Here is an 11,258-nt window from a genome sequence, read left to right as displayed (position 1 = left end):
GTGGCGGGGCCGGCCGGTCTATCTCGACCTGCAGGCAGGTCGGGTGGCCCGTGCGGGCCTGGCCGACGAGACCCGGCTGGACGCCACCCTGGGCATCGCGCCGCGGCGCGACTGGCTGCTTCTGGCCCAGGCCTATGCCGGCGAGGCCGATGCCCAAGGCTTGCGCGCCCGCTGGCTGAAAACCGAGCTTTCGGCGGTTCGCCGATTTGACCGCTGGGGCGTCCAGGCCGGCTGGAGGCAGACGGTTTCCGGCCGCGAAGCCGCCCGAGATCAGGGCATTGTCATCGCCTTATGGCGCGGCTTCTGACTCTATTTCCATCGTGAAATGTTTCGTCATCCTGCTGTCACTGGACGTAGCTTTAGGGGAGCGGCATATGTCGCCGCACCTTGTCCCGACCGCCGACTCTCCTCGGCGATAGGAGTCGTTCCGTTGATCCGCAGGCACTTTTTCCTCGTGGCGGCGCTCGCCGCGATCTTGCTTTTGCTCGTCGCCGGCGGCGTCAAGCTGGCACTCGGCAACAAGGCCGGCGGCGCAGCGGGCAAGGCCGGCGGTCCGGGAGGCCGGGCCACCAGCGTCTCGCAGACCCAGGTCGCCACGCGGGCCTTCACCGATCGCATCGAGGTTCTGGGTGTCTCCAAGGGACGTCAGTCGGTCACCATCACCTCCAACACGGCCGAGATGATCACGGCGGTCCATTTCAGTGACGGCCAGTCGGTGTCGCGCGGCCAGGTCCTGGTGGAGCTCAAGGCCGACAGCGAAAACGCCGGCATCGCCGAGGCCAAGGTCCGCCTGGCGCAGGCCGAGCGGGACTATCAGCGCTGGAAGGTGCTGGCCGAGCGCGGCGTCGCACCGCGTGTCACGGCCGAGCAGTATCTGTCGGCCCTCGAGACGGCCCGGGCCGGTGTGGCCTCGGCCCAGGCCCAGAAGCTGGATCGGGTGATCCGGGCTCCGTTCGCGGGTCGCGTCGGCCTGTCGGATGTCGCGCCGGGGACCCTGATCAGCCCCGGCACGGCCATCGTGACGCTGGATGACGCCTCGGTGATCCGCGTCGATTTTTCGGTCCCTGACCGCTACCTGCCGACCCTGCGGGAGGGCCTTGCCATCGTGGCGCGGCCCGATGCCCTGCCGGGCGAAACCTTCCAGGGGCGCGTGGCGCAGATCGATACCCGCATCGATCCGACGACCCGGGCCCTCAAGGCCCGCGCCGAGTTTCCCAATCCCGGTGGCCGGCTGAAGCCCGGCATGCTGGTCAAGGTCGGCATTGACCAGGGCCAGCGGACGGCTCTGGCGGTTCCTGAAGCGGCCATCCAGTTCGAGGGCGAGCAGGCTTCCGTCTTCCTGATCGCCAAGGGGCCCAAGGGCAAGATCGCCAAGCGCACCAATGTCGAGACCGGCCTGACGGACGGTGGTTTCGTCGAGATCCGCTCCGGCCTGAAGGTCGGTGACAAGATCGTCGCCGACGGCCTGAACCGCGTTCAGGACGGGGCCGCGATCGGGGGTGGCAAGCCCCCCGGCGGCAAGGACCCGTCGGGCAAGGATCAGGCGGGCAAGGGCCCGACTGAACGCAAGGCCGGCTGATGCTGTCCGACCTTTCCGTCCGCCGTCCCGTCTTCGCCGCCGTTGCGGCGATCATTCTCTGCGTCATCGGTCTGGCGGCTTTTGCCGGCCTGCCGATCCGTGAGCTGCCCAATGTCGATCCGCCCGTTGTGTCGGTCTCGACCGCCTATCGCGGGGCGTCGGCCGAAGTCATCGAGGAGCGGATCACCCAGGTGATCGAGCGCCAGGTCTCCGGCATCCAGGGCATCGACCGGGTCAACAGCAGCTCGCGCGATGGCCGCTCCCAGATCAACATCACCTTCACCCTCGACCGCGACCTCGATGACGCGGCCAATGACGTGCGCGACGCCGTCAGCCGGGTTTCGGCCAACCTGCCCGATCAGGCCGACCCGCCGCAGATCGCCAAGGCGACCGCTGACAGCTCGCCGATCATCATCCTGAACCTGATCTCGACCTCGCTGTCGCCGCTGGAACTGGCCGACTATGCCGACCGCTATCTGGTCGAGCGCATGTCGACCGTGCCCGGCGTGGCCCAGGCCGGCCTCAACGGTCAGCTCTATGCCATGCGGATCTGGCTCAATCCCGACGCCATGGCCGCGCGCGGCGTGACGGTTGATGACGTTGAAAACGCGCTGAACAGCCAGAATGTCGAGCTTCCCGCCGGTTCGCTGGAAAGCGAGTCTAAGGACTTCACGATCCGGGTGGCCCGCAACTACTCCAAGCCCGAAGACTTCGCCCAGCTGCCGATCCGGGCCGCCAATGCCAGCGGCTTCGTGGTCCGGCTGGGCGATGTGGCCAAGGTCGAGGAAGGCTCGAACGAACGTCGCAAGATCTTCCGGGGTAACGGCATCAACCAGGTCGGCATCTTCCTGACGCGCCAGTCCCAGGCCAATGACGTGGCCATTTCCAAGGTCGTTGACCAGGAGATTGAGGAGATCAACAAGACCCTCCCGGCCGGGACCAAGCTGATCAAGGCGGTCGACAATTCGATCTTCACCGCCGAGGCCATCCATGAAGTCTGGGTGACCATGGGCATCTCGATCGGCCTGGTGGCGCTGGTGAATCTCGTATTCCTGGGCAGCTGGCGGTCGGCCCTGATCCCGTCGATCATCGCGCCGATCTGCATCCTCTCCACCTTCATCGTCCTGGCCCCGCTGGGCTTTTCGCTCAACCTTCTGACCCTGCTGGCCCTGGTGCTGGCGGTGGGTCTGGTGGTCGATGACGCCATCGTCGTCGTCGAGAACATCCAGCGCCGCGTGGACGAGGGTGAGCCCGCGCCGGTGGCCGCCCTGCGCGGCACCCGTCAGGTATTCTTCGCCGTCGTCGCCACCACGGTGGTGCTGATCTCGGTCTTTGCTCCCCTGATGTTCCTGCCGGGCTATATCGGCCGGCTGTTCGTCGAGCTGGCCGTCGCCATCGCGGCCGCCGTCGGCTTCTCGGCCCTGCTGGCCCTGACCCTGTCGCCGATGCTGGCCTCAAAGCTGCTGAAGCCGGCCTCCAGCGGCGGCTGGTTCAACCGCAAGGTCGATTTTGCAATGGACCGACTGCGCGACAGCTACCGCCACTCGCTGGAAAGCCTGCTGGGCGGCCGCGCGGCCGCCATCGGTACGGGTCTGTTTGTCCTCGTCCTGGCCGGTGTCGCCGGCGGGCTGTTCCTGGTCCTGCCGCAGGAACTGGTTCCGGCTGAGGACCGGGGTCGGGTCGACGTCAACATCAGCGGGCCTGAAGGGGCCGGTTTTGACTATACCGCCAAGGCGGCAGCGGCCGTCGAAAAGCAGCTTGAGACCTACCGGGCGTCCGGGGTTGCCGAGCGGACGATCATTTCGGTGCCGCGCTTTGGCCAGAGCCAGTTCAATACCGGCAACGGCGTGCTGGTCCTGAAGGGCTGGGGCGAACGCGAGCAGACCGCTGACGAGATCGCGGCCGACCTCAACAAGTCGCTGGGCAAGATCACCGGCGTCCGCGCGGTGGCCAGTGTGCGCGGGGCCTTCCAGCGCGGCGGTGGCGGCGGCGGCGGTGGCGGCGGCACCAATGTCGACCTGATTGCGGTCGGCAACGACTATGTCCAGCTGGCCGAATGGCTGAAGCCGATCCTTGAGGCCTCTCAGGACAATCCGGGCCTGTCACGGCCTCGCATCGACTACGAGCCGACCTCGCCGCGCCTGTCGGTGCAGATCGATCGCGACAAGGCCGCCAGTCTCGGCGTTTCAGCCCAGTCGATCGGCCGGGCGCTGGAGACCATGTTCGGCTCGCGACGGGCCACGACCTATATCAAGAGCGGCCAGGAATATGACGTGATCCTGCAGTCGGCCCTGGATCAGCGCCGCAGCATCTCCGATCTCGACCAGCTTCAGGTCCGCACCCAGTCCGGGACCCTGGTCCCGCTGTCGACGGTCGTGACCACCCAGCTGCGCGGGGATACGCCCGACCGTCCGCGCGTCGACCGCCTGCGCTCGGTGACCCTGACCACCCAGCTGGCCAAGGGCTATACCGTCGCCGATGCCGTGGCCTTCTTCCAGGACGAGGCGGCAAAGCGCCCGACCCCGGGGGTCAGCGTCAAGTGGGGCGGACAGGCCAAGGACTATCTGGAAGCTTCGGGGGCTGTCGGCATCGCCTTCGGTCTGGCCCTGCTGCTGGTCTTCCTGGTTCTGGCGGCCCAGTTCGAAAGCTGGATCCACCCCGCCGTGATCATGCTGACCGTGCCGCTCGCGGTGCTGGGCGGCCTGTTCGGCCTGCTGATGACGGGTTCGACGATCAATACCTACAGCCAGATCGGCCTGATCATCCTGGTCGGCATCGCGGCCAAGAACGGCATCCTGATTGTCGAGTTCGCCAACCAGCTGCGCGATGAGGGCCTCAAGGTGAAGGAAGCGGTGATCGAGGCCGCCGCCATGCGCCTGCGTCCGATCATCATGACCTCGATCGCCACGGCCATGGGGGCCTTGCCCCTGATGCTTTGGACCGGGGCCGGGGCGGGCAGCCGCCAGACCATCGGGGCGGTGATCTTCATGGGGGCGATGTTCGCCACCCTGCTGACTTTGTTCGTGGTTCCGGTGTTCTACAACCTCCTCGCACGCTTCACGAAGTCTCCGGAGTGGACGGCGCGGCAGATCGAGGACTATGAAGCCCGTGAGAAGAGCGGTGAGGGGCAAACCTCACCGGCATAATCGGGTGAGGAAGCATGCCTGACGGCTCATTGACGGCGAAGCGGCAGGAAATCGCACTCCTTCGCCGTCTCGAGGAACGCATTCTCTGGCTGGCGTCGTGGACCATCCACAATGCCAACCATCTGCGGGAGTGCCGGGACGGGCTGAAGGTGGGCGGCCACCAGGCCTCCTGTGCCTCCATGACCACGTTGATGACCGCGCTCTACATGAAGGCGCTGCGGCCGCAGGACCGGGTCGCGGTCAAGCCGCATGCCAGCCCGGTCTTCCACGCCATCCAGCACCTGTTCGGCCGGCAGAGCCTGGACAACCTCAAGCGCTTCCGGTCGCTGGGCGGAGCGCAGTCCTATCCCTCGCGCACCAAGGACATCGACGATGTCGACTTCTCGACCGGCTCGGTCGGGCTGGGTGTTGCCATGACCGCCTTTGCCTCGCTGGCCCAGGACTATCTGGCGGCCCGGGGCGCGGTGAAGGCCGAAGGCGTCGGGCGGATGATCTCCCTGCTCGGCGACGCCGAGCTGGACGAGGGCAATATCTACGAGGCCCTGATCGAGGCCTGCAAACACGACATCCGCAACACCTGGTGGATCGTCGACTACAATCGCCAGAGCCTGGATGCGACCACCCAGGACCGCATGTTCACCCGCTATGGCGAGATCTTCGAGGCCGCCGGCTGGACTGTCGAGACCCTGAAATGGTCGCGGCGGCAGCGGGACGCCTTTGCCCGGCCGGGTGGCGAGGCGCTGCAGCACTGGATCGAGACGACCCCCAACGACCTCTATTCGGCCCTGACCTACCAGGGCGGCGCGGCCTGGCGCGAGCGGTTGAATGCAGACCTTGAGGCCCATCCCGAAACCCTGGCCCTGATCGCGGGCTACAAGGATGCCGACCTCGCCGAACTGATGACCGAGCTGGGCGGCCACTGCCTGGAGACCCTGCTCGAGGCCTTCGAGCGGGCCGGCCAGGACGACGCGCCGCGCTTCTTCATCGCCTACACCGTCAAGGGCCTGAGGCTGCCGTTCCAGGGGCACAAGGACAATCATGCGGGCCTGATGACGCCCACCCAGATCGCCGAACTGCGCGACCGCCTGGGCGTGACCGAGGGGCAGGAGTGGGATCCGCTCTCGGGCCTTTCGTCGGCCGAGCGGACCGCCCTCAAGGGCCTGATCGCCCGTGCCCCGTTTGCCGCCGACGTGCGGCGTAGTCATGTGGCCCCCTTGGTGGCTACGCCGTCCGCCGATGAGTTGCTGGCCGCCGTGGCCGGGAACGGGGAGCAGTCGACCCAGGCGGCCTTCGGCAAGGTGATGTTCGAAATCTCCCGGCGCACCGACGAGTTTTCGGGCCGGGTCGTGACCACCTCACCGGATGTGACGGTCTCGACCAATCTGGGGGGCTTCGTGAACCGCCGGGGCGTCTTCCACCGCCGCGCGACCGAGGACGTCTTCAAGCGCCGCCGGATCCCGTCGGCCCAGGTCTGGTCGATGGCCGAGACCGGCCAGCATATCGAGCTCGGCATTGCCGAGAACAACCTGTTCATCGCCCTGGCGGCCCTGGGCCTGACCGCGCCGCTGTTCGGCGAGCGGCTGTTCCCGGTGGGAACCCTGTACGATCCCTTCATCGCCCGGGGCCTCGATGCCCTGAACTATGCCTGTTACCAGGACGCCCGCTTCCTGCTGGTGGCCACGCCCTCGGGCCTGACCCTGGCACCCGAGGGCGGCGCGCACCAGTCGATCAATGCCCCGGTGATCGGCATGGCCCAGCCGGGCCTCGATACCTACGAGCCCGCCTTTGCTGACGAGACAGCAGTCCTGATGGCTCATGCCTTCGAGCGCATCCAGGCCGTCGACGGGGCCTCGACCTATCTGCGACTGTCCACCCGGGTGATCGATCAGCCCCAGCGGCTCGACGACGCCTGGCGCACCGGCGTGGTCGAAGGGGCTTACTGGCTGAGGCCGCCGGCTCCGGGGGCGCGCCTGGCGATTGTCTATAGCGGGGCCCTGGCCCCGGAAGCCCTGGCCGCCTTCGAGGCCCTGTCGGAGGACATGCCCGAGGCGGGTCTGCTGGCCGTGACCTCGTCGGACTGCCTGCACCGCGACTGGACGGCGTCCGGGCGCTCCCGCTGGACGGGGGAGGGGCCCCGGACCTCGACAGTCGAGCGGCTGCTGGCCGATCTCGATCGCGATGCGGGTCTCGTCACCCTGACCGACGGCTCGCCCCTGGCCCTGTCCTGGCTGGGTTCGGTGAGAGGACAGCGGGTCAGGGCGCTCGGGCTGGAGACTTTCGGCCAGTCGGGCGACCTGCCGGATCTCTATGGCAAGTATCGCCTGGATGCCGAGGCCGTTCTCGACGCCTGCGCCGATCTGCTGGCCTAGAGCATCGTGCGGAAAAGTGGGCACCGGTTTTCCGCAGAAACGATGCGAAGACAAAAATCTGGAGCAAGGTGAGCGCGTTTGATTTCGCGCGCCTTGCGCTAGAGACCGGACAAGACCGTCATCCGGATGATCAGGTCATCCTGGAAGTCGTAGGCGAGGGTGGCAGCGGTGTCCGACCACAGCCGGCCCTCAAGGCTGTGAACGGCATATTGCAGGTCGACTTCCAGTCGTCCCGGGGCGACCAGGCGGGTGCGGATGATCCGGGCATCGGGGATCATCACCTCGAGCTGCCGCCCGAAATAGGCCTGTACCGCAGGACGCCCGGTGATGACGCCACCTTCGAGGATGTCCGGCCATTCCACCAGCGGATGGAACAGGTCGGCCAGGGCGCTGAGGTCGCGGGCATTGAAGGCGTCATAGGCCTGGACCAGCAGGTCGTGTTCGCGGCTCATGGCCGCTCCGCGTCCGGGCCGATATCCAGACGCGCGACCCGCCCGTCCTGCAGCGTATAGACGTGATGGACGTGCAGGTCGGACCAGAGGCTGCCGGTGGTGCTGCGCACGATCTGGTTGATCAGCACGTCGATCCGGCCGTCCGGCAGGGTCGTAAACGCCAGCGGCGTGACCTCCAGCCGGATGACTTCGTGGTTCCGGCGCCAGTAGGCCTCCAGCGCCGCCTGACCGACGACCCGCCCTTCAGCGATCTGGTCGGGCCAGTCGATCCCGGCTTGCACGCAGGCCAGAGCGGCCGACCAGTCCCGGCGATTATAGGCGTCGAAAAGACGGTTCAGCAGCGCTTCGGCGTCAGGCATCAGGACGCGGGCTTGTAGCCCGTCTCAACCTTCAGATAGGCGATCAGGTCGATGCGGTCCTTGGGGTCCTTGACGCCGGCGAAGGACATCTTGGTGCCCGGCATGAAGCCGCGCGGATCGGCCAGCCACTTGTCCAGGTGTTCGCCGTCCCAGATGAACCCGGCCGCCTTGACGGGGTCGGAATAGCTGTAGTCAGCGACCGATCCGGCCTTGCGCCCGAAGACACCATAGAGATTGGGACCGGTCATCGACGGCCCGCCCTCGGCGATGGTGTGGCACGAGCGGCAGAGGGCGAACTTGCGCTGTCCGTTGGCCAGGTCGCCGGTGTTGTAGGGCGCGGGCAGGCTGGCCAGGGCCGCAGCCTTCTGCGCATCAGTCGGACCTTCGGCCACAGCCGGGGTCGCGGTGGGCGTGCCTGCCGCAGTCTTGTCGTCGCTCTTGGAGCAGGCCGTCAGGGCGAGGCACAGGGCGGCCGTCGCGGCGAGTTGCAGTTTGAGCATGGACATTCTCCTGGGCCTGGCGGGCGGACTGAAGCCGTTGTCTGTCAAGAAGGCCAAAAGCCTCAAAATTCGATTAGGAAGACGCACTGAAGTCATGATGCCGATCACGGCTGGCGTCGTGACCAGCGACGTTTGGACGCAAATTGTGCGACCGCGCGCCACATTCAATTCCGGCAGATCATCTGGGCCGAAAATATCTCGTATAGCGCCGTTATCCCGTCAAGCTTCCGCCACCTTGAAAGCGGCACCCCTGCGACAATAGCTGGTAACCTGTTGATTTTACGCAGAGAAATTTAGACCAAGAAACGTGGGTATGCACATAACCGTTTGACGCCCGTTAACCATAATCCTACGCAAATGAGGCGGGGAATTACCCCGACTTGGCTGGGATGTCGCGTAATGGACTGGAGCGAGGAAAGAACGGCTGTCCTGAAAAAGCTTTGGCTTGAAGGACTTAGCGCAAGTCAGGTTGCCCGGCAGTTGGGAGGCGTGAGTCGCAGTGCCGTGATCGGCAAGGTGCACCGTCTCGGAATCACGGCGCGTGAGGCACCCGTTCGCACAAGGTCTGTTTCAGTGCGCGTTCCGAGCCGCACCACGGTCCGCCCCCAGGTTGTTCGCACCGCGGTGCCGGCCTCGCCCCGGGCACCTATCCGGGTTCCGGTCGAATTGTCGGCGACGTCCAATATTCTGGGCCTTGAGGTTCACTCCTGCCGCTGGCCGATCGGCAATCCCGACCAGAACGATTTCGGGTTCTGTGGCCGGGAAAAGCTGGCGCGGGGCTCCTATTGCGACCAGCACGCCCAGGGCGCGTTCCGGCGCTGCTTGTCGCGGGGCGAACTTGACGCCTGGGCCCAGGGATCCTCGGCCGGCCGACGGCTGCAGCAGGGCCGCACCTGATCCGACGAAACTTTTCCGCTGACTTTCATCGTTTCTCTCATTTGCCGAGCAGATCGCCATGAACATGGTCCTCATCGAAAACACCGCCGGCAGCAGCCAGGTCATCACCATCATCGAGGAGTTTGCCGGGCACTCGGTGTCCCGCGACCTCAATCCGGGAGATCACGCCCGCATCCCGGTCAGCCAGTTTAAGTCGATCACCGTCCGCGAGACCTGCCCCGACGACTGGCTCAGCCGGGCCCGGGCGCGCCGGAACGCCGCTGCGGCCGAGGCCTGAGGGCCGCTTCCCGCGGCACGGATCCGGCCAAGGTGAGCGCTACCGGTGCAAATGCGCACAATTTTAACCCGATCAAATCAGGCCTGATTGCACAGCTTCAGCGCGCATGACATGAAAGCCCCCGACCTTCGCCTTCGCAGAATGGGCAGGGTCAAGGATCGTGGGGGAAGCGCGCGCCGTGCCGTTGCCAAGCTATCTCAGTTATCTGCTTTACCAGACCGAACAGCATCGCCGTTCGGTTGCGGCGGAGCGCGTTGCGAAGTTCGGCCTGACCTTTCCGAAGTGGGTGGCGATGGTCGCCCTGGCCCGCTTCGGGGCCTGCTCGATGACCCGGCTGGCGCGACTGGCGGCGACCGACAGGACCACACTCACCCGCTCGGTCGATGGCCTGATCCGCGACGGTCTGGCGGTACGGGCTGCCTCACCGACCGACCGTCGCATCGTCTTCGTCAGCCTGACCCCGGCCGGTGAGGACCTGCTCGTGCGTATTGGTGAGGATCTGGCCCCGGCCCATGACGAGCTCTATGCGGCCCTGACGGACGAGGAACGGGCCAATCTCAGCCGCTATCTGAAGAAGATGGTGACCGGCCTGATCGACGAACCCGAATGGCAGCAGGACGTTCTGGCGTTCAATCGCAAGGCCGAAGCCCTGACGGCCTGAGGGCTGTTCAGTCGTCGCCGCGCGGCCGGCCGCGCAGGCTCTTGATCCCGGCGCGTTTGCCCTTGGTTTCAAGCCTTTTGAGCTTGCTGGAATAGGTGGGCTTGGTCGGCCTGCGGGCCTTGGGTCGCTCGGTCGCCTTCAGGATCAGTTCGACCAGACGGGCGCGGGCCTCCTGGCGGTTCATTTCCTGCGAGCGGCTGCCCTGGGCGAACAGGACGAGGACGCCGTCCTGGGTCAGGCGGCTGCCCGCCAGGGCCTCGAGCCGGGTCTTGACGTCCTCGGGCAGCGACGGCGAACCGCGCACGTCAAAGCGCAGCTCGATGGCGGTCGAGGTCTTGTTGACATGCTGGCCGCCGGGCCCCGAGGCGCGGGCCGCCTTCTCGATGATCTCGTCGTCCTCGATCCGCAGCCAGGAGGTGATCTGGATCATCGTCGGCCCCGCGTGGCCTTGACCACCAGGGTGTCGAGGGCCTGCAGGAATTTGCTGCGATCCTGCGGGCCGAAGGCCTTGGGACCGCCGGTCACCTCGCCCATCGACCGCAGATGTTCGCCGATGGAGCGCGAGGCCAGGGCCGAGCCGATCATGTCGGGGCTGAATACACGACCATTGGGGGCCAGGGCGGCGGCCCCGGCCTTCAGCACCCGATCGGCCAGGGGAATGTCATTGGTCACCACGACGTCGCCGGGCACGGCCCGTTCGGCGATCCAGTCATCGGCCACGTCAGGTCCGGCATCGACGACGACCTGTTCGATCGCGACAGTCGCCGGCACCCGGATCCAGCTGTTCGACACCACGAAGGTCTTCAGCCCGTAGCGCGCAGCGACCTTGTAGATCTCGTCCTTCACCGGACAGGCGTCGGCATCAATGAAGATCAGGGGCGGGCGAGGGGCGGTCACGTCGCGGTTTCCGGTGGGGGGCGCAGAAGCCGCAGACTGGGCAACGGCGCGGGCAAGAAATGGTGCCGGATGAGGGGATTGAACCCCCGACCTTCGGTTTACAAAACCGCTGCTCTACCGC

Annotated in this window: 11 protein-coding genes and 1 pseudogene; 7 read left to right on the top strand and 5 right to left on the bottom strand. The window is 66.4% G+C overall.

Features of this window, described 5'->3' with window-relative positions; translation table 11 throughout:
* The 4 genes and pseudogenes from DBR10_RS20070 to DBR10_RS13070 all read left to right on the top strand — a co-directional run.
* Positions 1-307: pseudogene (locus tag DBR10_RS20070) on the top strand (hypothetical protein); the annotation flags it as partial.
* Positions 308-430: 123 nt separating this feature from the next.
* Positions 431-1,579 carry an efflux RND transporter periplasmic adaptor subunit gene (locus DBR10_RS13080; RefSeq protein ID WP_146184051.1) on the top strand — a complete coding sequence of 383 codons (1,149 nt, stop codon included), beginning with the start codon at positions 431-433 and terminating at the stop codon, positions 1,577-1,579.
* Positions 1,579-4,725 (top strand): efflux RND transporter permease subunit, encoded by a 3,147-nt coding sequence (locus DBR10_RS13075; protein ID WP_108503680.1) that lies wholly within the window; start codon positions 1,579-1,581, stop codon positions 4,723-4,725. Before DBR10_RS13080 ends, DBR10_RS13075 begins: the two co-directional genes overlap by 1 nt.
* 14 nt (positions 4,726-4,739) lie before the next feature.
* Positions 4,740-7,094 carry a transketolase gene (locus tag DBR10_RS13070; protein ID WP_108556403.1) on the top strand — a complete coding sequence of 785 codons (2,355 nt, stop codon included), beginning with the start codon at positions 4,740-4,742 and terminating at the stop codon, positions 7,092-7,094.
* 98 nt (positions 7,095-7,192) lie between these two features.
* Here the strand turns inward: DBR10_RS13070 and DBR10_RS13065 are convergent, their stop codons facing one another.
* The 3 genes from DBR10_RS13065 to DBR10_RS13055 are packed head-to-tail and all read right to left on the bottom strand — an operon-like array spanning position 7,193 to position 8,405.
* The gene (locus DBR10_RS13065; RefSeq protein ID WP_108503681.1) at positions 7,193-7,546 is read right to left on the bottom strand and encodes a nuclear transport factor 2 family protein; all 354 of its coding nucleotides are present in this window, start codon (positions 7,544-7,546) and stop codon (positions 7,193-7,195) included.
* Positions 7,543-7,905 (bottom strand): nuclear transport factor 2 family protein, encoded by a 363-nt coding sequence (locus tag DBR10_RS13060; RefSeq protein ID WP_108503682.1) that lies wholly within the window; start codon positions 7,903-7,905, stop codon positions 7,543-7,545. Before DBR10_RS13060 ends, DBR10_RS13065 begins: the two co-directional genes overlap by 4 nt.
* Entirely contained in the window at positions 7,905-8,405 is a 501-nt protein-coding gene (locus tag DBR10_RS13055) for a c-type cytochrome (RefSeq protein WP_108503683.1), read from the bottom strand. Before DBR10_RS13055 ends, DBR10_RS13060 begins: the two co-directional genes overlap by 1 nt.
* A 399-nt stretch (positions 8,406-8,804) precedes the next feature.
* Here DBR10_RS13055 and DBR10_RS13050 point away from each other — a divergent pair, with 399 nt between their 5' ends.
* From DBR10_RS13050 to DBR10_RS13040, 3 genes are all read left to right on the top strand, one after another.
* On the top strand, positions 8,805-9,302 hold the full coding sequence (locus tag DBR10_RS13050; RefSeq protein WP_108503684.1) for a GcrA family cell cycle regulator: 498 nt from the start codon (positions 8,805-8,807) through the stop codon (positions 9,300-9,302).
* Between the two features lie 58 nt (positions 9,303-9,360).
* Positions 9,361-9,579: a hypothetical protein gene (locus tag DBR10_RS13045; RefSeq protein WP_108503685.1), complete on the top strand. Its 219-nt coding sequence runs from the start codon at positions 9,361-9,363 to the stop codon at positions 9,577-9,579.
* Between the two features lie 178 nt (positions 9,580-9,757).
* Positions 9,758-10,240 (top strand): MarR family winged helix-turn-helix transcriptional regulator, encoded by a 483-nt coding sequence (locus DBR10_RS13040; protein ID WP_233243404.1) that lies wholly within the window; start codon positions 9,758-9,760, stop codon positions 10,238-10,240.
* A gap of 7 nt (positions 10,241-10,247) precedes the next feature.
* Here the strand turns inward: DBR10_RS13040 and arfB are convergent, their stop codons facing one another.
* Positions 10,248-10,670, bottom strand: coding sequence for an alternative ribosome rescue aminoacyl-tRNA hydrolase ArfB (gene arfB, locus DBR10_RS13035; protein WP_108503687.1), 423 nt, complete (start codon positions 10,668-10,670; stop codon positions 10,248-10,250).
* Positions 10,667-11,116 (bottom strand): YaiI/YqxD family protein, encoded by a 450-nt coding sequence (locus DBR10_RS13030; RefSeq protein ID WP_108503689.1) that lies wholly within the window; start codon positions 11,114-11,116, stop codon positions 10,667-10,669. The genes arfB and DBR10_RS13030 overlap by 4 nt, the downstream gene beginning before the upstream one ends.
* Positions 11,117-11,258 lie beyond the last annotated feature (142 nt).

Source organism: Caulobacter sp. HMWF025 (genome assembly GCF_003060965.1).
Classification (GTDB): domain Bacteria; phylum Pseudomonadota; class Alphaproteobacteria; order Caulobacterales; family Caulobacteraceae; genus Caulobacter.
This window is presented reverse-complemented; position numbering and strand designations above follow the sequence as displayed.

Coding starts and splice junctions, on each gene's coding strand:
- DBR10_RS13075 (WP_108503680.1), top strand. CDS start 1,579: ATGCTGTCCGACCTTTCCGTCCGCCGTCCCGTCTTCGCCGCCGTTGCG.
- DBR10_RS13070 (WP_108556403.1), top strand. CDS start 4,740: ATGCCTGACGGCTCATTGACGGCGAAGCGGCAGGAAATCGCACTCCTT.
- DBR10_RS13065 (WP_108503681.1), bottom strand. CDS start 7,546: ATGAGCCGCGAACACGACCTGCTGGTCCAGGCCTATGACGCCTTCAAT.
- DBR10_RS13060 (WP_108503682.1), bottom strand. CDS start 7,905: ATGCCTGACGCCGAAGCGCTGCTGAACCGTCTTTTCGACGCCTATAAT.
- DBR10_RS13055 (WP_108503683.1), bottom strand. CDS start 8,405: ATGCTCAAACTGCAACTCGCCGCGACGGCCGCCCTGTGCCTCGCCCTG.
- DBR10_RS13050 (WP_108503684.1), top strand. CDS start 8,805: ATGGACTGGAGCGAGGAAAGAACGGCTGTCCTGAAAAAGCTTTGGCTT.
- DBR10_RS13045 (WP_108503685.1), top strand. CDS start 9,361: ATGAACATGGTCCTCATCGAAAACACCGCCGGCAGCAGCCAGGTCATC.
- arfB (WP_108503687.1), bottom strand. CDS start 10,670: ATGATCCAGATCACCTCCTGGCTGCGGATCGAGGACGACGAGATCATC.